Source organism: Streptomyces albidoflavus, from assembly GCF_000719955.1.
Classification (GTDB): Bacteria; Actinomycetota; Actinomycetes; order Streptomycetales; family Streptomycetaceae; genus Streptomyces; species Streptomyces albidoflavus.
This window is the reverse complement of the sequence record NZ_JOII01000002.1, coordinates 148,621-169,107: the sequence shown is the minus strand read 5'-3', so window position 1 is coordinate 169,107 and position 20,487 is coordinate 148,621. Positions and strand designations below refer to the sequence as shown.

Below are 20,487 nucleotides of genomic sequence, written 5' to 3'. Positions count from 1 at the left end.
GGCCAGGTGGTCCCGCGCCGGGTGACCCCGGACCGCTGCCCGAACCCCCGCCGGACCCCGCGCCCTACCCCGACCCGGCGCCTCCGGAGCCCCAGCCCGACCCCCGCTGAGCACCGGGACGGCCCGGCACCCGTGGAACTCCACGGGTGCCGGGCCGTCCGCGTTTGTCTGCGGCCCGGACGGGTCCGCCCATGATCGTTGTCGGTCCGCCGGAGGTGGCCCCGGTGACGGCGTTCGGGCGGATCGGCGCCGTCCCTCCTCCGCTCCGGCCGTCCGCGCACCGCCTCGTCCCGGCCTGTCGCGCCCAGTTCTCCAGCCGTCGGCGCATAACGTCCGGCTCCTATTGGGCTCTGCTTTGGCCGGTGTTCATTTCCCCTGGCCGGGAGTGCTTTTCGCGTTACCGGAATGCTGGAATCCGCAGGGCGCGCACAGCGATACTCACCTTTCGTTCATCTGGGACGAAATCGCCTGCGCGCGGCCGGTATCGAAACCCTGGCGGCGTAAACCTCTGCAGGTAGAGGCCAAATGTGGCCCGATTTCAGCAGCGCGGTCGAAGGAACGTTGAATATCTCGGCCTCCTGGCGCACTGGCCGGTCCGGCATGGCTGACGATTGACAGGTTCTTATTGAGCCACCTAGTGTTCCCGACCGTTCGGGGTCGGCGGTCTGGACCCCGAAACGTCCGATGTGACTTGGGGAGGCTGCATCGAGCCCCCAGTCTGGTATTGCGGCGTACGTGTTCGCCGTTCCATCTTCCACGGGGGGTCGTCTTGATTTCTGCCCGAAATGTGTTGCTGCTGCCGCAGACCAACCAGTTACGCGCGCTCCACACCGTCATACGCGACAGAAGCGCGTCGGGAAGGGACTTCGAGGTCTACTCGCGGCGCATCATCCGGCTGCTGCTGGAGGCGGGGCTCGATCTGCTTCCTTTCGGGAAACGCGACGTCACCACGCCGGTCGGCGAGACCTACCACGGACTCGAATTCACTCCGCGGGTCTGCGGGGTTTCGGTGGTCAGGGCCGGGGAAAGCATGGAGGCTGAGCTGCGAGACATGATCCCCGGAATCCCTATCGGAAAGATCCTGATCCAGCGGGACAAGCGGACAAAGCAGCCCGAGCTGTTCTACAAGCATCTTCCCGGCGACATCGGCTCGGGCCACGTGCTGCTCCTGGAACCCATGCTGGCCACCGGGGGTTCGGCCCTCGCCGCCCTGGACGTGCTGCGCGACGCGGGAGTTCCGGAGGAGAACGTCGTTCTGGTCAACTTCCTGGCGTCCCCCACGGGACTGGAGCGTGTCAGCCTCGCCGCCCCGGACATGAAGATCGTGACGTCCTCGGTGGAGGACGGAATGAACGAACACGCGTTCATGGTGCCCGGCATCGGCGACTTCGGGGACAGGTTCTTCGGCACGGTCCCGACGGCCGCCTCATGAGGCAGCGTGCCGGATTCGACTCCGCGCTCACCGTTCTCGCTCCGGTCGTCTGGGGCAGCACCTATCTGGTGACGACGCAGTTCCTTCCGCCGGACCGGCCGCTCCTCGCCGCCGCCGTGCGGGCCCTGCCGGGCGGGCTGATCCTCACGCTGGCGGGGAGAAAGCTCCCGCAAGGCCATTGGTGGTGGCGGATCCTGGCGCTCGGCGCCCTCAACATCGGCTTCTTCTTCTATCTGCTCTTCGTCGCCGCCTACCACCTGCCCGGCGGTGTCGCCGCGCTGGTCGGCTCCATCCAGCCCGTCTTCGTCCTCCTGCTGTCCGCGCTGCTGCTGCGCGAGAAGATCCGCAGCTGGCAGGTGGGCGCCTGTGTCCTCGGTACGGCCGGGGTGGGCATGCTCGTCCTGGGGCCGGAGGCCGGACTCGACGCGGTCGGGGTGGCCGCCGGTCTGGGGGGTGCCGCATGCATGGCGGCGGGCATCGTCCTGACGAAGCGCTGGGGCCGGCCTCCGGGGGTGGGACTGCTCACCTTCACCGGCTGGCAGCTGGCCGTGGGCGGTCTGCTCATCGCCCCGGTGGCGCTGGCGGCCGAAGGGCTTCCCGACCGGCTGACCTGGCCGAACTTCGCCGGGTTCGCCTACCTCAGCCTCATCGGTGCCCTCCTTGCCTACGCCGTCTGGTTCCGTGGCATCGAGCGGCTCCCGGCCCTGACGGTGTCGCTGCTCGGCTTCGCGAGCCCGCTCGCCGCCACCGTCCTCGGCTACCTCTTCCTGCGACAGGGCCTGACGCTCGTCCAGGGCGCCGGAGCCGTCGCCGTGATCAGCGCGGTCCTGCTGGCCCAGCGCTCCAGCGCGCGGGAGTCCCGGGTGGCCCGGAAGTCCGGCCCGCCACCGGAACCGGCGGAGGCGGGCACGGAGACGCCCGCGGCCGCCGGGCCCGCCCATCCGGCACCGCCTTCGCCGCAGCCCGGTGACCGGCCGGCGGCACGTTCCTCCCAGCCGGTCCCGGAGAGCCGAAAGATCACGGAAAAGGAGCAGTCATGACGCGGCCCGTTCTGTTCGATCTCGACGGGACCCTCGTCGACACCCCGAACGCCATCGTCGAGAACTTCACCGCCACCCTGGCCGAGCTGGGCGCTCCGGCCGCCTCCCCCGAGGAGATCCGGTCCACCATCGGGCTCCCGCTCGAGAAGGCGTTCGCCCAGCTCATCGGAGCCTCCGTGCCCGCCGCCACCCTCGACGCGGCCGTGCCGTGCTACCAACGGCTGTACCGCGAACAGATCGTGCCGAAGGCCAAGTCGTTGCTGTACCCCGGAGTCGTCGACGGCCTGGCCGAGCTGTCCGAGGCGGGCCTGCTGCTCGCCATCGCCACCAGCAAGCACACCGCGAGTGCCGAGGTGCTGCTGACGGCGGCCGGCATCCGGGACCGGTTCGCCATGGTCGTCGGCGCGGACGCCGTCACGGAACCGAAACCGGCTCCGGAGACGGGCCTGCTCATCGCCGCCGAACTGGGCCATCCGGCCGCCCGGGCCATCATGGTCGGTGACACCACCCACGACATCTCGATGGCGCACAACGCCGGTATGCGCAGCGTCGCGGTCACCTACGGCATCCACTCGCCTGGCCAACTGGCCGCGGTCCGGCCCACCTGGACGGTGCGGGACTTCCCCACCGCCGTGGAGCGGATCCTCCGCGCCGACTGACCACGCCCGACCCCGGCGCGCCCGTGCCCAGCGCGCGGCCCCGCCCGTCACCCGTCACTCCCGGCCCGGGGGCAGCTCTTCCCCCGGGCCGTCCGGTAACCCTGCTCCCGGCGGCCGGCCGTCGGGCCATGCCGTGATGCCGTCTCGCACTCCCGCAGGGCACAACAGGGCCGACCACGCCCATGAGTTCACCTCGCACGATCAGCACCAGCCTGCACCGGCGCCCGCCGCCGATCCGGCCGTACCCATCGCAGATCACACACTCGGGGGATCGTCAACGATGAGCACCAGCACGCCGCCACCCGCCACCCGCCAGCACGCCTCCCTGCCCGCCCTGCTGCGCCACCAGGCCCGTGAGCGCGGCGACGACACCGCCGTGACAGCGGCGGAGGGCCGTCTCACCTTCGCGGAACTCCACTCCGCGGCCACGCGGATGGGCTCCCACCTGGTCGGCGCCGGAGTGTCGCCCGACACCTGCGTCGGGCTCTTCGTGGAGCCCTCCGCCGACCTGGTGACAGGTGTGTGGGGCATCCTCACCGCAGGCGCGGCCTATCTTCCGCTCTCGCCCGACTACCCGGACTCCCGGCTTCGCCACATGGCGGCGGACGCCGGAGTCGGCGTGGTCGTCACCCAGAGCCACCTGCGCGCCAGGCTGCACGGCCTGGTTCCCGCGGGCACCCTGGTCGTCACCGTGGACGAGGCCACGGACGCCGACGGCGCGCACCCCCTTCCCGAGCCCCGGGAGGACCACCTCGCCTACGTCATCCACACCTCCGGCAGCACGGGCAGCCCCAAGGGCGTGATGATCGAACACCGCAGTGTCGTCGCCCAGTTACGGTGGCTGACGCGCCGTGGGTATCTCGGCCCGGCGGTCTCCGTCCTGCAGAAGACGCCGATCAGCTTCGACGCGGCGCAGTGGGAGATCCTGGCCTGTGCGGCGGGGGCGCGGGTGGTCATGAGTCCGCCGGGGTCCTTCCGCGACCCGCAGGCGGTCATCGACGCGATCCACACGTACGGCGTCACCTGCCTGCAGGGGGTGCCCACCCTGCTGCGGGCCCTCGTGGACACCGGTGAGCTGGACACCTGCTCGACACTGACCCGGATCTTCTCCGGCGGCGAAGCCCTCACCCGGGCCCTCGCGCAGGAGCTGCTCCGCACCCTGCCAGGCGTCTCGCTGGTCAACCTCTACGGCCCGACCGAGACGACCATCAACGCGACGTCCCTCGAGGTCTCCCCGGACACCCTCGACGACGAGGACCTCCACATCCTGCCCATCGGCAGACCCGCGGACGGCGTCACCTGCCACATCCTGGACGAGAACCTCCGGCCCGTCGGCACCGGGCGGAGCGGGGAACTGTTCATCGGCGGGGTCCAGGTGGCCCGCGGGTACGCCGGCCGGCCCGAGGCGACCCGGGAGCGCTTCCTCACCGCGCCGTCCGCCCCTGGCGAGCGGCTGTACCGCACGGGCGACCTCGCCCGGTGGCGGCCCGACGGCACGATCCAGTACGAGGGCCGCACCGACAACCAGGTCAAACTCCGCGGCTACCGGGTCGAGCTGGAGGAGGTCGCGTCGCGCGTCGAGGAGCACATGTGGGTGCGCAAGGCCGCCGCGGTGGTCACGGACAACCCCCGCACGGGCTCGCAGGTCCTGGTCGCCGCCGTCGAACTCAACGAACACACGGCGGCGGTGATGGACCAGGGGCGCTCCGACGCCGGGCACCACCAGTCCAAGTCCTCCAAGCTCCAGGTGAAGGCCCAGCTCGCCAACCCCGGGCTGCGGGAACCGGAAGAACTGGCAGGCCGGACCGTCGTCCCGCTGGCCGGCGCCGAGGCGACGCCGGAGCAGCGAAGAGCCGCCTTCGCCCGCAAGTCGTACCGGTTCTACGAGGGGGGACGGGCGACCGCCGAGCAGCTCACCGCGCTGCTCACCCCGCCCCCGCCGCCCGCTGCCGCCGCCCGCCGGCCGGGCGGACTCACCCCGCAGGAGCTCGGCTCCCTCCTGCGGTGGCTCGGTCCGCACCGCAGCCCTGACCGACTGCTGCCGAAGTACGCCTACGCGTCCCCCGGAGCCCTGTACGCCACCCAGCTGTACCTGGAGATCGACGGTGTGGCCGGGCTGTCGGGCGTCTACTACCACCACCCCTTCGACCACACCCTCGTACGCGTCGGAGACCACCCGGCGCCGGGCCGCACCGCCGAGCTGAAGATCCACTTCCTGGGGAAGCGGCGGGCCGTCGAGCCCGTCTACAAGAACAACATCGTCGAGGTGCTGGAGTTCGAGGCCGGGCACATGCTCGGGGTCCTGGAGGAGGTGCTGCCGGGCATGGGCCTCATGGTGGCCCCGCACGGCTTCGACCCGGACGCCGCGGCCCGGCTCGACGTCGCGGCGGACGACCACTACCTGGGCACCTTCGCGGTGGTCCCGCACGACGGCCGGCCCCGCCCCGAGGAGGTGGAGCTGTTCCTCCAGGTGCACGGTGACCGGGTCGAGGGACTGCCCGGCGGCCTCTACCGGCACCAGGACGGCACGCTGGTCCGTCTCGGGGACGAGGTGGTGGAGCAGCGCCACGTCATCGCGATCAACCAGGGCGTGTACGAGCGGGCCTCGTTCGGCATCGGCGCCGTCGCGCGGACGAGCGACGACTGGCGCCGGTACATGGTGCTCGGGACCCTGCTGCACCGCCTCCAGCGCGTCGGGGGCATGGGGCTGATGTCGGCGGGGTACTCCTCGCGGACCGGCCACCCGCTGCCCGCCGCGCAGCGCCTGGACGACCTCCTGAGCCGCGCCTCGGTGCGCGCCGCCCCCGCCTCGTACTTCTTCGTGGGGGGTCCGGTCTCCGCGGAACAGGCCGCGCACGAGGGCATGAACGAGGACGCCGTGCACACCAAGGGACCGGCGGAGATGATCCGCGACGACGCCGCCCAGTTCCTCCCCGACTACATGGTCCCGGCGCGGGTCGTCGTGGTGGACCAGCTGCCCGTCACCCCCAACGGCAAGACCGATCTCAAAGCCACCGCCCTCCTGCCCGAGGTGGCCGCCGGCCGGAACACCACCCCGCACGTCGCACCGGCGACGCCCACCGAACGGTGGCTGGCCGGCGAGTGGGGCCGCCTGCTCGGCTACGAAGACGTCTCCACCAGGGACGAGTTCTTCGCCTCCGGAGGCAACTCCCTGCACTCCGTGGCCCTGGTGAACCGGATCAACAGACGGTTCGGGACACAGTTCCCGCTCCAGACGGTGTTCGAGGCACCTACCCTCGCCGAACTGGCCGCCCGCGTGGCGGAGCGCGCCCCGGCACCCGCCTCCAGGCTGATACGCCTCAACAGCGACGGCGCCCCGGCCCGGGCCTTCGTCTGGCCCGGCCTGGGCGGCTACCCCATGAACCTGCGCCCGCTCGCCCTGGGCTTCGACGGTGAGCGCTCGGTGACCGCCGTACAGGCCCAGGGCATCAACACCGGCGAGACCCCCCACCCCACCGTCCGGCGGATGGCGGAGGCGGACATCGCCGAAATACGGCGCGTGCAGCCCTCGGGGCCGTACACCCTCTGGGGCTACTCCTTCGGCGCGCGGGTGGCCTTCGAAGCCGCCTGGCAGCTGGAGCAGGCGGGCGAGAAGGTGGAGGACCTGCTGCTGATCTGCCCGGGCAACCCGCGCGTCCGGACCGAGGACGGCCGGCGCCGGGGCCGCGAGGCATCGTTCGCCAACCCGGTCTACGTGACCATTCTCCACTCCGTTTTCACCGTCACCATCCACGGGCCCGCCGTGGCCGCCTGCCTGCGCGAGACCACCGACGAGGACTCCTTCGTCGCCTTCGTCCATCGCACCATGCCCGCGCTGTCCCCGGAGACGATCCGGCGCATCACCCAGGTCGTCGCGGCGACCTACGCGTTCGAATACACCTTCAGCGAACTGCGGGAGCGTCGGGTCGAGGCACCGGTGACCGTCTTCAAGGCGCACGGGGACGACTACTCGTTCCTGGAGGACAGTTCCGGCTACTCGGCCAGGCCACCGCGGGTGGTGCCCCTCACCGGCGACCACTACGAGGTGCTGAGGGAGCGGGGCGTGGCCGAACTGATCTCCGGCATACGCGCCTTGGACCTCTTCGCCTAGACCCCGACCCGGCCTCGGCCACCGCAGAATCGCACCCGGGAGGAACCCGCCACATGCCACACGTCAGCATCCAGCACTTCAGCCGTACGTTCTCCGAGGCCGAGAAGGCCGAGCTGGTCGAAGCCCTGACCGAGACGGTCACCCGGGTCTTCGGCACCGGGCCGGAGGCGGTGTCCATCGCCGTGGAGCCGGTCGACCCGTCCCGGTGGACCGAGCTCGTCTGGCAGCCGCAGATCGAGGCCCGCCCGCACCTGCTGTGGAAGCAGCCCGGATACACCCCGAACGCCACCACCGAAGGAACCCGATGAATCCCGCAGCACCGTCCATTCCGGTCGTCCACACCGAAGAAGTCCGCGAGGCCCTCCACGAGGGCCGCCCGGTCGTCGCACTGGAGTCCAACGTCATCACCCACGGACTGGCCTACCCGGACAACGCACAGACCGCCCACCAGGTGGAGGCGGCCGTCCGCAAGGGCGGGGCCGTTCCCGCCACGATCTGTCTGGACGGGGGCGCGATCAGAGTCGGCATGAGCGAGGACGACATCGAACGGTTCGCCTCCGAGCCGGGCATCCCGAAGGTCTCCAGCCGCGACCTGCCGGTGGTCCTCGCCAGGGGCGGGCGCGGTGCCACGACTGTCGCCTCCTCCCTGGTCGCCGCCGAACTCGCCGGCATCCCGTTCTTCGCCTCGGCCGGGCTCGGCGGGGTCCACCGGGGCGCGCAGGCCACGATGGACGTCTCCTCGGACCTGATCCAGCTGACCCGTTCCAAGGTGGCGGTCGTCTGCGCGGGCGCCAAGATGATCCTCGACCTGAAGCTGACCATGGAGTACCTGGAGACCCAGTGCGTCCCGGTGATCTCCACCGGCTCGGACGACTTCCCGGCCTTCTACTGCGCCTCCAGCGGCGTGCGTTCCCCGCACCGCGTGGACGACGACGCTCTCCTCGCCCGCATCGTCGCCACCCACTGGGCCGCCGGCCACCCCGGCTCCGTCGTCATCACCACACCCCCGCGCCCCGAGGACGCGGTGGACTCCGCCGAGGCCGAGCAGGCGATCACCGAGGCACTGGCACAGGCGGAGCGGGACGGGGTGAGCGGCCAGGGTCTCACCAAGTACCTGATGCGGGCCGTCGACAAGGCGACCGGAGGCCGGACGGCCCAGGCCAACATGGCCGTGCTGATCTCCACCGCCGAGACCGGGGGCCGGCTCGCCGCCGCCTACGCCCGGCACCTGCAGTCGGGGAACTGACCGAGGGCGCACGCCGGCCGGCCCGGGGATCCTGCCCCGGGCCGGCCGGCGTGCGGCGACGGTCTCAGGCCTCGGTCTCGCTCCGGTCGCCGCCCCAGAACGTGTGGAAGGTGCCGGGGCGGTCGGTGCGGTGGTAGGTGTGGGCGCCGAAGTAGTCGCGCTGGCCCTGGGTGAGGGCGGCGGGCAGGCGCGGGGCGCGCAGGGAGTCGTAGTAGGCGAGAGTGGCCGCGAAGCCGGGGGTGGGGACGCCGTTGGTGACGGCGGTGGCGACGACGGTGCGCCAGTCGTCCTGGGCGGCGGCGGTCTCGTCGGCGAAGCCCTGGTCGGCCAGCAGGCTCACCATCCCGGGCTGGGCGTCGTAGGCCTGGGTGACGCGGTCGAGGAAGGCGGCGCGGATGATGCAGCCGGCGCGCCAGATCGCGGCGATCCTGCCGAGGTCGATGTTCCAGCCGTACTGCTCGCTGCCGACGGCGATCTGGTGGAACCCCTGGGTGTAGGCGACGATCTTCGAGGCGTAGAGGGCCTGTTCGACCTGGTCGGCGAAGGTGGCGGCGTCGTCCGCGGGGAGCTTGCGCGGGGTGGGCCCGGCGAGGTGCCGCGAGGCCTTGCGCAGATCGGCGTGGCCGGAGACCGCGCGGGCGAAGACCGCCTCGGCGATCCCGGAGACCGGAACCCCGAGGTCGAGTGCGCTCTGCACGGTCCACCGCCCGGTCCCCTTCTGCTCGGCCTGGTCCAGGACCACGTCCACGAAGGGCTCACCGGTGGCCGCGTCGGTGTGCGCGAGCACCTCGGCGGTGATCTCGATGAGGTACGAGTCGAGCCGCCCGGTGTTCCAGGTCCGGAAAATCTCCGCGATCTCGGCGGGGGAGTAGCCGCCGACTTCCCGCAGCAGCTGGTACGCCTCCCCGATGAGCTGCATGTCCGCGTACTCGATCCCGTTGTGGACCATCTTGACGAAGTGGCCCGCTCCGTCCGGCCCGACGTGGGTGACGCAGGGGGTGCCGTCGTCGGCCTTCGCGGAGATCTTCTCCAGCATGGGGCCGAGCGCGTCGTAGGACGCGGCGGAGCCGCCCGGCATGATCGACGGGCCGTGCAGCGCGCCCTCCTCGCCGCCGGACACCCCGGTGCCGACGAAGTGGACGCCGCGCTCGCGCAGCGCCTTCTCGCGGCGCCGGGTGTCCTCGAAGTGCGCGTTGCCCCCGTCGATGATCATGTCGCCCTCCTCCAGGAGCGGGGCGAACTCCTCGATCACCGCGTCGGTCGGGGCGCCGGCCTTCACCATGACCAGCACCCGCCGGGGCCGTTCCAGCGACTCGACCAGCTCCTCGGGGGTGGAGGCGGGCAGGAAGGTGCCCTCGTCGCCGAAGCCGGAGACCAGCTCCTCGGTCTTGGCGGCGGTGCGGTTGTGCACCGCCACGGTGTAGCCGTTCCGGGCGAAGTTCCGGGCCAGGTTGCGGCCCATCACCGCCAGGCCGGTGACGCCGATCTGCGCGGTACCAGTGGGCTGGGCTGTCTCACTCATGGCCGTCTCTCTCACACGTTCGGGCAGGCAGGGGGAAAGGAAGGGCGTCAGGTCAGTATCGGCGCGTGACCGCAGGTCCGCGCGCCCGGCGCCGCCTGCCCGCCGCCGCCACCCCCACACCCGGCCACCCCGTGCGGACCCGGTGCCCCGTGCGCCCGTCGTGCGCCCCCTTGTCACGGAGCGTTGACCCCCGTTACGTTCGGGTCCTCACACCACGCCCGGCCGGGGCGGGCCCCGGGCGCGCAAGAGTCAAGGGGGGCCTGTCATGGCCGTACGCGGACGTCACCGGCGCCGGCAGCAGAGCAGAATCAACCGCGCGTCACTCACCGTCACGGCGGGCGGGGCCGGACTGGCCTTACCGCTGGTCGCGGCCGGTACCGCCGACGCCGCCTCCGCCGACACCTGGGCCAAGGTCGCCGCCTGCGAGTCCTCCGGCGACTGGAGCATCAACACCGGCAACGGCTACTACGGCGGCCTCCAGTTCAAGCAGTCCACCTGGGAGGCGTACGGCGGCGGTGCCTACGCGGGCCGCGCCGACCTCGCCTCCAAGGACCAGCAGATCGCGGTCGCCGAGAAGGTGCTCGACGGACAGGGCCCGGGCGCCTGGCCCGCCTGCTCCCAGAAGGCCGGACTGACCCGGGGCGGTCCGGCCCCGGCCGCGCCCGAGGCGGCCCCGCCACCCCGGCCCGCCAAGGCCCCGGCGGCCACGCCCACCACCACCCCCCAGTCCAAGGCCGGCACCGCGGAGATGTACACCGTGGTCCGCGGGGACACCCTCTCCCAGATCGCCGAGGAGCAGCGGGTCAAGGGCGGCTGGCAGCGGCTCTACCAGGCCAACCGCGAGCGGGTCGGCACCGACCCCGACCTGATCGTCCCGGGCCAGCGCCTCCAGGTGAAGCCCGGCGCCGCCACCCCGCCCCAGGACCGCCCCGCCCCCAGGGCCAAGGACAGGACAGGGCCGGAGCCCACCGGCAAGCAGGCGGCCGAGAAGGCGGCGGCCAAGGCGGCGGAGGCGAAGAAGGCCGCGGACGCCAAGAAGGCCGCGGAGGCGAAGAAGGCCGAGGAGGCCAGGAAGGCGGCGGCCGCCAAGAAGGCCGAGGAGGCCCAGAAGGCGGCAGCGGCGAAGAAGAAGGCCGAGGAGGCCAAGAAGGTCTCCGCGCCGAGCACGGCCCGGTTCAGCTCCCCGGTGGACGCGGGGACGGGCACCCCGTACCGGGCCTCCGGGGCCTCCTGGTCGAAGGGGTACCACACCGGGGTCGACTTCCCGGTCCCCACCGGCACCAGCGTCAAGGCCGCCGCCTCGGGCACCGTCGTCTCGGCCGGCTGGGGCGGCTCCTACGGCTACCAGGTCGTCATCAAGCACAACGACGGCAAGTACTCGCAGTACGCCCACCTCTCCGCGCTCACCGTCAGGAGCGGGCAGAGCGTGCAGGCCGGGCAGCGCATCGCCCGCTCCGGCTCGACCGGCAACAGCACCGGCCCCCACCTCCACTTCGAGGTGCGGACCGGCCCCGGCTTCGGCAGCGACATCGACCCGCTCGCCTATCTCCGGGGAGGCGGCGTCAAGGTCTGACCGCCGTTCGCGCGGTCCGGCTCAGCCGTGGCGCGCCGCCTCGGGCCCGGCCGGCTCCGCTCCGGCCGGGCCCGAGGCGGTCTGCCGCCGCTCCGAGGCGGTGGCGTGTGTCCGCATGCGTTCCGTGGTGAGCAGGATCAGCCCTCCGGCGGCGATCACCCCGCAGCTCAGCGCCAGTACCGTGCCCGTCGTGCCGAACCGGAACCCCTCGCCGAAGAGCGCGATCCCGACCGCCGCGGCGGCGACCGGGTTGACCACCGTGACCGTGGCCAGCGGCGCGGCCAGGCCGGCTCCCCGGTAGGACGCCTGGGAGAGGAGCAGTCCGCCCACCGCCAGCACCGCGACCACCGCCAGGTCCGGGATCTGGCCGAGGAGGCCACGGCTGCCCAGCGCCTGCGTGACGATCTTGGTGAAGACCGAGGCGATGCCGAAGGCCACCCCGCCCGCCGCCGCGAGCAGACCGCCGCGCACCGCCGGATGCCGGTGCGCCGCCAGCGCCGCGCCGGCCAGGACGCACACCGTGGCACCGGTGACGATCACCAGGAGGGTGCGTTCCGTCGCGTCGGGGCCACCGTTCCCCGGTGAACCGGTGAGCGCGAGCAGACCGGCCAGCCCGACCGTGGCCATCAGCGCTCCCCGCCAGGCGGTCGCACCGGCCTTGCGGCCCACCAGCAGCGCCGCCATCGGCAGCGCGAAGACTATGGTCAGCGCGCCCAGCGGCTGCACCAGTGTCAGGGGTCCGTAGGCGAGTGCCAGGACGTGCAGAACGGCGCCCGAGCCGTTCAGCGCCACCGCGCCCCACCAGGTGGGACGCCGCCAGGGGACGAAGGCCGGACCCTGTTCCTCGGCCACCCGCTCCTGCACGATCGCCGCGCCGGCGTAGGCGAGCGCGGAGGCCAGGCACATCAGCAGCGACAGTGTCAGATCATTCATGCGATTCGGCTCCCAAGCGGCGCCGCCCTCTGCCGGGGGACATGGCCCGTGTCGTCGTTCCACGGAGGCCCTCGCGCCGACTGCCGCTGGAGTACACGAGGCCGCGATTGCTCCCGTCCCGTGCAGGGGCCACCGCCTTGCGCCGACGGTCCCCGCCTCTCTTCAGTCTCCCGCTCCTGCCCGCTCACCGCCCCCGGAACCCGGCCCGCCCGCGCCACCCCGGCGGCATGGCAAAATTGGCGGGGCCGCCGGTACCGGCGAGCCGCCCCGCCCCGCGAGAAGCGCGTCCCGGCCGGCACCGCCCCGGGACCCCGCGGACGAACACACGAGGAACAACGATGACGGTGGCACCCGAGGGCCAGGAATTCGGCCCCGGCATCGATCCCGAACGTCTGGCCGTCTGCCTGTCGGTCCTGGACGAGCTGGACGGCCTGGAGATCGACCACCCCGACGCGATCACCGTGCGCCGCGCCACGGCCGGGATCTACCGGACGGTCAAGCAGCGCCGCCGACAGGAGCGCAGGGCCGCCAAGACCGCCCACGACCGGTCGGTGACCGAGGCGACCGCGACCGGGTCCGCCGACCGCATCGACGACGAGACGCAGGGGCTGCTGCCCACCGCCTCCGCCGCTGGCACCATCGCCGGGGTGCTCCAGCGCCCCCGCTCCTGCTACATCTGCAAGACCCGCTACGTCGAGGTCGACGTCTTCTACCACCAGCTCTGCCAGAGCTGCGCCCACGAGAACCGCGAGCGCCGCGACGCCCGCACCGACCTCACCGGCAAGCGCGCCCTGCTCACCGGCGGCCGCGCCAAGATCGGCATGTACATCGCGCTGCGGCTGCTGCGCGACGGCGCCCACACCACCGTCACCACGCGCTTCCCCAACGACGCCATCCGCCGCTTCAAGGCGATGCCGGACAGCGACGAGTGGATCCACCGTCTCAAGATCGTCGGCATAGACCTGCGCGACCCCGCCCAGGTGGTCGCCCTCAGCGACTCGCTGGCCGCCGAGGGCCGCCTCGACATCCTCATCAACAACGCCGCGCAGACCGTACGCCGCTCCCCGCAGGCGTACAGCGAGCTGCTCGGCGCCGAGTCCGCGCCGCTCCCCGCCGGTGAGCTGCCCGCCTCCGAGATCATCGGAGGCTTCGGCTCCGGCGCGGTCGCCGCTCTGCCCGGACCCCGCCAGGGCGGGCTGAGCGCCCAGGACATCACCGAACTGGCGCTCGTCACCGGCTCCGCGACCCCGGCCCGGATCGCCGCGGGCACCGCCATCGACGCCGGCGGGCTCGTCCCGGACCTGCACGACTCCAACAGCTGGGTGCAGACCGTGGACGAGGTCGACCCGGTGGAACTGCTGGAGGTGCAGCTCTGCAACTCCACCGCGCCGTTCATCCTCATCAGCCGCCTCCGGCCGGTGATGGCGGCCGCCGCCGAGCAGGCCGGGCGCGCCTACATCGTCAACGTCTCCGCCATGGAGGGCGTGTTCGGCCGGGGCTACAAGGGCGCCGGCCACCCGCACACCAACATGGCCAAGGCCGCGCTGAACATGCTGACCCGCACCAGCGCCCAGGAGATGTTCGAGAAGGACCGCATCCTGATGACCGCCGTCGACACCGGCTGGATCACCGACGAGCGTCCGCACCCGGACAAGATGCGCCTCGCCGAGGAGGGCTTCCACGCCCCGCTCGACCTCGTCGACGGCGCCGCCCGCGTCTACGACCCGGTGGTCCGCGGTGAGGCCGGGGAGGACCTGTACGGGGTCTTCCTCAAGGACTACGCCCCCGGCCAGTGGTGAGGCCGTAGCACCGCCCCCTGCCCCACGCACCCGCGCGGCCCGTTCCTCCTCCGGAGGGGCGGGCCGCGCCGCGTTGGCGGATCATGGCCGGATGAGGTGGGTTCGTCCCGACATTCCGTCCGCAATTCGAGCGCCATCGAGCGCGGCGCCGCTCATTTGGTTAGTCTGGGCGACGGACAGCCCATCCGGGTTCCACCTCACCCACGGCGCGTCCCCGGGACTCACCGGTCACCCGGTGGCCCTCCCGCACGATTCCCGGCGCCACCGCGCCCGAACGGCCTCGAGAGCAGGACCCATGAGGGCGGGCGCCCCGGCACGGAGCCGGACGCGCGGCACCCGACGGGTAACGGAAACGAAGGAGTGCGCGGTGACACCAGAACAGATGGTCCAGGACGAACCTCTCCCTGTCCGGCAGGACCGCAGGATCAAGGTCAGCCAGAACCCCGGCTGCCTCGAAGTGTGGTCGCGGTCGGCCCCGATCCGGCTCGCGGGCTACGAGGACGACCTCGCCGAACCGCACATCCTGCCCAGCGTCGACTGACGCCCGGGCGGCCCCGGACGCCCCGGCCCCACGGCCCCGTGGCGGCGTACGACGCCTCCGCCGGGCCGGGGCCGGGCACCAGCCCGGCCGGGAGAACAGGCCCCAGTCAGGCGGACCCGTATCAGCGCGGCCCCTTCGGTGACCATCATCGAGGGGGCCGTTTTCGGACATAACCGGCCGAGCTGTCGCCGGTGTCGTCAGGTCCGCCCGCCGGGTCCGCCGCTCAGCCGCGTGGGTCCGGCCTGTTCGCGGACGAAGGTCCGGTGCCACCAGTCGCCGGTCGCCCGGCGTTCCTCCCGGGTGGTGAAGCGGTAGCGGTAGAGCAGCACCCGCACATGGACCGGCGGCGCGTCGGGCGGGAACGGGCTGTGCCGCAGCAGCCGCAGGGTGTCCCGGTCGCCGGTGAGCAGGCGCTCCAGGAAGCCGTCGAACCACGGCCGGGCGAACGCGGGGGAGAGCGCCGCGAACCACATCATCCAGTCGAGCCGCAGATGGTACGGGGCGAACTGGCGCGGCCGCCGGGCCGGATCGCCGGGCTTCCCCCGGAACTCGTACGCCAGCCACCGCGTCCCGGGGCCCGGTGCGGGGTCGTCGGTGCCCTCCACCACCAGTTCGTGGCGGACCCGGCTGACCGTGCCGAAGGCGCCGTAGGAGTTGACCAGCCGGAGCGGGTCCCAGGAGCGGTTCATCGCCTGTTGGCGCGAGAGCAGGTTGCGGGCCGGGCGGTAGCTGAGGGCGAGCAGTCCGGCCGTCGCCGCGCACACCACGACCACGTACCAGAGCGGGGGAGCGGCGAAGGCGCGGTCCCCGGCGAGCGGGGTGAGGTCCAGGGCGGTGACCGCCAGGGCGATGGTCAGCCAGTTCAGCCAGGCGAAGTTGCCCGAGGCGACCAGCCAGAGCTGGGTGGCGATCATGAGGCAGGCGGCCGCGCCCGCCACCGGCTGCGGGGTGAAGAGGAGGAACGGCACCCCGAGCTGCACCACGTGGTTGGCGGCCGCCTCCATCCGGTGCACCCGGCGCGGCAGCAGGTGGAAGAGGCGGCTCAGCGGTCCGGGCATCGGCTGCGTCTCGTGGTGGTGGTACAGGCAGGTCAGCTCCTGCCAGCAGCGGTCCCCGCGCCACTTGATCAGCCCCGCGCCGAACTCCAGCCGGAAGAGCGCCCAGCGCAGCAGGAGCAGGACCGGCAGCGGCGGGGCCACCCGGTCGTTGCCCAGCAGGACGGCGAGGAAGCCCGCCTCCAGGATCAGCAGCTCCCACCCGAAGCCGTACCAGAGGCTCCCGGTGTTGACGAAGGACAGGTACAGCACCCACGGCGCCGTCCACAGCAGCATGGCGCCCCACAGCGGCAGCAGCTGGTCGGCGCCGGCCAGCAGCGCCGCCGACAGGGCGCACCCCGCCCAGGCGCAGCAGGCGGTGAGCCGGTCCGAGCGGCGCGGCAGCAGCAGGCTGGGGGAGTGGCGCCACTGGGCCCAGGTGACCGACTCGCGGACCGGGGTCATGCCCCGGCTGCCGCTGAGCGCGCGGAACTGGAGCGCGGTGGTGAGGAAGGCGACCAGGTAGAGCAGGGCCAGCAGCCGCTGGAAGACCAGGCGGCTCAGCCAGTACTCCGGTGCCGCGAACCATTCCATCGGGCCTCTCCTCCGTGCCGGGGCGGGCCCATCGTCACCCCCGCCGTCCCCGCGCCCCCGCATTTCCGCCCGGAACGGGAAAATATCGACCTATCTGCCAAGCGGTGGGAGAGTGGGGACATGGCTGACCGGGGCGCGAACGCCCACTCCCTCCCGGACGACTGGCCGGCGGACCCGGACCCGATCCTGGCTCTGAACCGCATCGGCAGCTTCGACTGGGACCTGGACAGCGGCCTGATGGCGATGGACGGCCAGGCGCTGGCCGTCTTCGACATGCGCCCGGACGAGTACGACGACAACCCCGAGACCCTTTCCGTCCGGATTCCCGAGGACGAGGGGCGCCGCCTGGACGAGACCGTCTCCGAGGCGCTCAAGGCGGGCGTGGAGAACTACGGCGCCTACTTCCGGATGCGGCTGCGGGACGGCACGCTGCGCTGGACCCACACCCAGGGCTACATCCGCCGCGACGAAGAGGGCCGGCCGCTGCGCATCGTCGGCCTGATCCGCGACGCCACCCAGGAACTCAACGACACCACCGCCCGCAGCCGCCGCATCGACCGGCGCCGCCGCGAGGCCGGCATCGTCCAGTCCACCACCGACGCCCTCGCCGGCGCCCGCACCCTCGCCGACGTGATCGAGGTCCTGGAGGACCCGAGCACGCTGGAACGCCTCGGCGCCTCCGACATCGCCCTCGGCCTGCTCGAAGGCGGCCGGGTCCGGCTGCGGGCGACCGGGCCGGCCCTCGGCTTCATCCGCGAGGCCGAACACTTCCGGCTCGACGAGGCGTACCCGATGGCCGAGACGATCCGCACCGTCACCCCCCGTTTCATCGAGAGCCGCGCCGAGTTCGAGCGCCGCTACCCGGCCGTCACCGGGCACCTGCGGCGCAGCGGCATCAGCTCCGCCGCCTACCTGCCGCTCGTCGCCCAGGGCCGCCCCATCGGCGCCCTCGCCGTGCTGTACCGCGAGGACACCCGGTTCGGCGAACGCGCCCGCACCCTCCTCATCGGCCTCGGCTCCACCATCGCCCAGAGCGTCCAGCGGGCCCTCTTCTACGAGCAGGAGAAGGACCTCGCCCAGGGCCTCCAGCAGGCCATGCTGCCGCGCTCCATCCCCGCCGTCCCCGGTGCCCGGATCGCCGTGCGCTACCGCGCCGCGCGGGCCGGGCGCGACGTCGGCGGCGACTGGTACGACGTCATCCCGCTGCCCGGCGGCCACACCGGCCTGGTCATCGGCGACGTCCAGGGCCACGACACGCACGCCGCCGTCGTCATGGGGCAGCTACGGATCGTGCTGCGCGCCTACGCCGCCGAGGGCCACCCGCCCGCCACCGTGATGGCCCGCGCCTCCGCCTTCCTGCGTGAGCTGGACACCGACCGGTTCGTCACCTGCCTGTACGCCGACGCCGACCTCACCACCGGGGTCCTCCAGATCGTCCGCGCCGGCCACCTCGACCCGATGGTCCGCGCCGCCGACGGCACCTGCACCCGCGTCCCCGTCCCCGGCGGCATGCCGCTCGGCCTCTCCGCCGAGTTCGGCCGCCTCCAGTACCCGGTCGCCACCGTCGAACTCGACCCCGGCAACACCCTCATCCTCTGCACCGACGGCCTCGTCGAACGCCCCGGCGACGACCTGGACGACGGCTTCCGCACCCTGGCCCGGCTGGTCCGCGAGGGCCCGGCCGATCTCGACGAGCTGGCCGACGTGCTCTGCGCCGACGTCGACCGCCGCGACGGCCTGGACGACGTGGCGATCCTGCTGATGCGCCGCCGCACCGGCTCCACCCCGGCGGCGGGCGGCCGGCTGCGCCAGCACGTGGCGCCGGAGGACCCCGAGGCGCTCTCCGGGGCCCGCCACCTCATCCGGGCCGCCGTCCGCTCCTGGGGCTCGGGCGAACGCGCCGACGAGATCGAACTGGCCGCCGACGAGATGATCGTCAACGCCCTGATGCACACCGAGGGGTCCGCTGTCGTCACCCTGCGCGTGCTCACCGGCACCGAGCGGCGGCTGCGGGTAGAGGTCGAGGACACCTCCAGCGCCCTGCCCCGCCGCCGCGAGGCCGGCGAGGACGGCGTCTCCGGGCGCGGCCTCTTCCTGGTGGACCGGCTCGCCGACGGCTGGGGCGTCGAGGCGCGCGGCACCGGCAAGTGCGTCTGGTGCGAGTTCGTCGTCCCGCCGGGACCGGGCTGAGCCACCTCCCCGTACAGGAAGCGTTCCGGCGGCCGCTGAGGCAGGCTGGAACCATGCCGGAGCTGCCGGAAGTCGAAGCCCTGCGGGAATTCCTCGCCGTCCACGCCGTCGGCCGGACAGTGGAGCGGGTCCTGCCGGTCGCCTTCCACGTCCTGAAGACCTACGACCCGCCCGCCACCGACCTGGCCGGGCAACGGATCACCGCCGTCGACCGGTACGGCAAGTTCCTCGACCTGACCGTCGGCCCGCTCCACCTCGTCACCCACCTGGCCCGCGCCGGCTGGCTCAAGTGGCAGGACACCGTCCCCGCCGCCCCGCCCCGGCCCGGCAAGGGCCCGCTGGCCCTGCGCGTCGTCCTCGACGACGGCTCCGGCTTCGACCTCACCGAGGCCGGCACGCAGAAACGCCTCGCCGTGTACGTGGTCCGCGACCCCGCCGACGTCCCCGGCATCGCCCGGCTCGGCCCCGACCCGCTCGCCGACGGCTTCGACCGCGACCGGCTCGCCGCGCTCCTCGCCCCCGAGAGCCGCCTGCTCAAAGGCGCCCTGCGGGACCAGAGCCTGATCGCCGGCATCGGCAACGCCTACAGCGACGAGATCCTGCACGCCGCCCGGCTCTCCCCGTTCAAGAACGCCGGACGCCTCACCGACGAGGAGACCACCGCCCTGTACGAGGCGCTCCGCACCACCCTCACCGACGCCGTCGAGCGCGGCCGGGGCGTCGCCGCCGGCCACCTCAAGAAGGAGAAGAAGACCAACCTGCGGGTCCACGGCAAGGACGGCGAACCCTGCCCCGTCTGCGGCGACACCATCCGCTCGGTCAACTTCGCCGACTCCTCCCTCCAGTACTGCCCCCACTGCCAGACCGGCGGCAAGGTCCTCGCCGACCGCCGCCTCAGCCGCCTGCTCAAGTGAGCCGGGGCCCCGGTCCGGGCCCCGCGGGGCCCAGCCAGGGCCCGGACGGATTGGCCGGAACGCGACCTGCGCCTACACTCCACCGGCATGCTGCGCGTACTGGCTGTGGACGACGAGGAACCGGCGCTGGCCGAACTGCTCTACCTGCTGCGCGCCGACCCCCGGGTGCGCGCGGCGGAGGGCGCGACCGACGCCACCGAGGCGCTGCGGCGCATCACCCGGGCCGTGGAGGCGGGCCCGGAGAGCGACGAGGCCATCGACGTACTCTTCCTCGACATCCAGATGGCCGGGCTCACCGGGCTCGACGTGGCCCGCCTGCTGGCCGGATTCGCGCGCCCGCCGCTCATCGTCTTCGTCACCGCCCACGAGGGCTTCGCCGTCCACGCCTTCGACCTCAAGGCCGTCGACTACGTCCTCAAGCCCGTCCGCCGCGAGCGCCTCGCCGAAGCCGTCCGCCGCGTCGCCGAACAGGCCGAGGCCCTCGGGTACCGCCGGGCCGCGCCGCCCGCCACCACCACCCCCGACACCATCCCGGTGGAACTGGGCGGCGTCACCCGCCTCGTCGCCGTCCAGGACATCGCCTACGCCGAGGCCCAGGGGGACTACGCGCGGCTGCACACCCAGGACGCCAGCCACCTGGTCCGCATCCCGCTCACCACGCTGGAGGAGCGGTGGCAGCAGCACGGCTTCGTCCGCATCCACCGCCGCCACCTCGTCGCCCTCCACCGCATCGACGAACTGCGGCTCGACGGCGGCTCGATGAGCGTCCGCGTCGGCGAGGCCGAACTCGCCGTCTCCCGCCGGCACGCCAGCCGACTGCGCGAACTGCTCCTCAGACGCTCCGCGAGCTGACCTTGTGACCTGGCTGTTCGCCGCCGGAGCCGCCTCCCCGAAGAGAT

15 protein-coding genes are annotated in these 20,487 nt (G+C 72.7%); 12 read left to right on the top strand and 3 right to left on the bottom strand.

What is annotated here, in order from left to right; all coding sequences use genetic code 11:
- The first annotated feature begins 787 nt into the window (after positions 1-787).
- The 6 genes from upp (at position 788) to IF45_RS0102475 (ending at position 8,488) form a co-directional block, all read left to right on the top strand.
- Positions 788-1,432, top strand: coding sequence for a uracil phosphoribosyltransferase (gene upp / locus IF45_RS0102500; RefSeq protein WP_030305209.1), 645 nt, complete (start codon positions 788-790; stop codon positions 1,430-1,432).
- Complete coding sequence (locus tag IF45_RS0102495; RefSeq protein WP_003946754.1) at positions 1,429-2,472, top strand: EamA family transporter; 1,044 nt, start codon at positions 1,429-1,431, stop codon at positions 2,470-2,472. Before upp ends, IF45_RS0102495 begins: the two co-directional genes overlap by 4 nt.
- Positions 2,469-3,131, top strand: coding sequence for an HAD family hydrolase (locus IF45_RS0102490; RefSeq protein ID WP_003946753.1), 663 nt, complete (start codon positions 2,469-2,471; stop codon positions 3,129-3,131). Before IF45_RS0102495 ends, IF45_RS0102490 begins: the two co-directional genes overlap by 4 nt.
- A 280-nt stretch (positions 3,132-3,411) precedes the next feature.
- Positions 3,412-7,242, top strand: coding sequence for an amino acid adenylation domain-containing protein (locus IF45_RS0102485; protein WP_030305207.1), 3,831 nt, complete (start codon positions 3,412-3,414; stop codon positions 7,240-7,242).
- A gap of 53 nt (positions 7,243-7,295) precedes the next feature.
- Positions 7,296-7,550: a tautomerase family protein gene (locus IF45_RS0102480; protein ID WP_003946751.1), complete on the top strand. Its 255-nt coding sequence runs from the start codon at positions 7,296-7,298 to the stop codon at positions 7,548-7,550.
- Complete coding sequence (locus tag IF45_RS0102475; RefSeq protein WP_003946750.1) at positions 7,547-8,488, top strand: pseudouridine-5'-phosphate glycosidase; 942 nt, start codon at positions 7,547-7,549, stop codon at positions 8,486-8,488. Before IF45_RS0102480 ends, IF45_RS0102475 begins: the two co-directional genes overlap by 4 nt.
- Before the next feature lie 64 nt (positions 8,489-8,552).
- Here the strand turns inward: IF45_RS0102475 and gnd are convergent, their stop codons facing one another.
- A complete protein-coding gene (gene gnd / locus IF45_RS0102470; protein ID WP_030305206.1) occupies positions 8,553-10,010 on the bottom strand; it encodes an NADP-dependent phosphogluconate dehydrogenase in 1,458 nt (485 codons plus the stop codon).
- 265 nt (positions 10,011-10,275) lie between these two features.
- Between gnd and IF45_RS0102465 the strand changes: the two genes are divergently transcribed.
- Positions 10,276-11,583, top strand: coding sequence for a peptidoglycan DD-metalloendopeptidase family protein (locus tag IF45_RS0102465; RefSeq protein WP_030305204.1), 1,308 nt, complete (start codon positions 10,276-10,278; stop codon positions 11,581-11,583).
- Between the two features lie 21 nt (positions 11,584-11,604).
- On the opposite strand, the gene IF45_RS0102460 is transcribed toward IF45_RS0102465, so the two are convergent.
- On the bottom strand, positions 11,605-12,516 hold the full coding sequence (locus IF45_RS0102460; protein ID WP_030305203.1) for a DMT family transporter: 912 nt from the start codon (positions 12,514-12,516) through the stop codon (positions 11,605-11,607).
- Between the two features lie 338 nt (positions 12,517-12,854).
- Between IF45_RS0102460 and IF45_RS0102455 the strand changes: the two genes are divergently transcribed.
- Both IF45_RS0102455 and IF45_RS33090 read left to right on the top strand, forming a co-directional pair.
- Positions 12,855-14,315: an SDR family NAD(P)-dependent oxidoreductase gene (locus tag IF45_RS0102455; RefSeq protein ID WP_003946746.1), complete on the top strand. Its 1,461-nt coding sequence runs from the start codon at positions 12,855-12,857 to the stop codon at positions 14,313-14,315.
- 367 nt (positions 14,316-14,682) lie between these two features.
- Positions 14,683-14,856 carry a hypothetical protein gene (locus IF45_RS33090; protein ID WP_015508256.1) on the top strand — a complete coding sequence of 58 codons (174 nt, stop codon included), beginning with the start codon at positions 14,683-14,685 and terminating at the stop codon, positions 14,854-14,856.
- Positions 14,857-15,053: 197 nt separating this feature from the next.
- Here IF45_RS33090 and IF45_RS0102445 read toward each other — a convergent pair whose 3' ends face one another.
- Complete coding sequence (locus IF45_RS0102445) at positions 15,054-16,484, bottom strand: lipase maturation factor family protein (protein ID WP_030305201.1); 1,431 nt, start codon at positions 16,482-16,484, stop codon at positions 15,054-15,056.
- Between the two features lie 120 nt (positions 16,485-16,604).
- On the opposite strand from IF45_RS0102445, the gene IF45_RS0102440 reads away from it, so the two are divergent.
- The 3 genes from IF45_RS0102440 (at position 16,605) to IF45_RS0102430 (ending at position 20,440) form a co-directional block, all read left to right on the top strand.
- Positions 16,605-18,674: a SpoIIE family protein phosphatase gene (locus IF45_RS0102440; RefSeq protein WP_003946743.1), complete on the top strand. Its 2,070-nt coding sequence runs from the start codon at positions 16,605-16,607 to the stop codon at positions 18,672-18,674.
- Between the two features lie 53 nt (positions 18,675-18,727).
- Positions 18,728-19,588, top strand: a complete 861-nt coding sequence (locus IF45_RS0102435) for an Fpg/Nei family DNA glycosylase (protein ID WP_003946742.1) — start codon at positions 18,728-18,730, stop codon at positions 19,586-19,588.
- Positions 19,589-19,675: 87 nt separating this feature from the next.
- Positions 19,676-20,440 carry a LytR/AlgR family response regulator transcription factor gene (locus IF45_RS0102430; protein ID WP_018471082.1) on the top strand — a complete coding sequence of 255 codons (765 nt, stop codon included), beginning with the start codon at positions 19,676-19,678 and terminating at the stop codon, positions 20,438-20,440.
- Positions 20,441-20,487: the final 47 nt, after the last annotated feature.

Bases quoted from the DNA above. Each gene is read 5' to 3' on its own strand.
- IF45_RS0102445 (WP_030305201.1), bottom strand. From the start codon at position 16,484: ATGGAATGGTTCGCGGCACCGGAGTACTGGCTGAGCCGCCTGGTCTTC.
- IF45_RS0102475 (WP_003946750.1), top strand. From the start codon at position 7,547: ATGAATCCCGCAGCACCGTCCATTCCGGTCGTCCACACCGAAGAAGTC.
- IF45_RS0102495 (WP_003946754.1), top strand. From the start codon at position 1,429: ATGAGGCAGCGTGCCGGATTCGACTCCGCGCTCACCGTTCTCGCTCCG.
- IF45_RS0102440 (WP_003946743.1), top strand. From the start codon at position 16,605: ATGGCTGACCGGGGCGCGAACGCCCACTCCCTCCCGGACGACTGGCCG.
- IF45_RS0102435 (WP_003946742.1), top strand. From the start codon at position 18,728: ATGCCGGAGCTGCCGGAAGTCGAAGCCCTGCGGGAATTCCTCGCCGTC.
- IF45_RS0102455 (WP_003946746.1), top strand. From the start codon at position 12,855: ATGACGGTGGCACCCGAGGGCCAGGAATTCGGCCCCGGCATCGATCCC.
- IF45_RS0102485 (WP_030305207.1), top strand. From the start codon at position 3,412: ATGAGCACCAGCACGCCGCCACCCGCCACCCGCCAGCACGCCTCCCTG.
- IF45_RS0102465 (WP_030305204.1), top strand. From the start codon at position 10,276: ATGGCCGTACGCGGACGTCACCGGCGCCGGCAGCAGAGCAGAATCAAC.
- IF45_RS0102460 (WP_030305203.1), bottom strand. From the start codon at position 12,516: ATGAATGATCTGACACTGTCGCTGCTGATGTGCCTGGCCTCCGCGCTC.
- IF45_RS0102490 (WP_003946753.1), top strand. From the start codon at position 2,469: ATGACGCGGCCCGTTCTGTTCGATCTCGACGGGACCCTCGTCGACACC.
- IF45_RS0102480 (WP_003946751.1), top strand. From the start codon at position 7,296: ATGCCACACGTCAGCATCCAGCACTTCAGCCGTACGTTCTCCGAGGCC.
- gnd (WP_030305206.1), bottom strand. From the start codon at position 10,010: ATGAGTGAGACAGCCCAGCCCACTGGTACCGCGCAGATCGGCGTCACC.
- IF45_RS0102430 (WP_018471082.1), top strand. From the start codon at position 19,676: ATGCTGCGCGTACTGGCTGTGGACGACGAGGAACCGGCGCTGGCCGAA.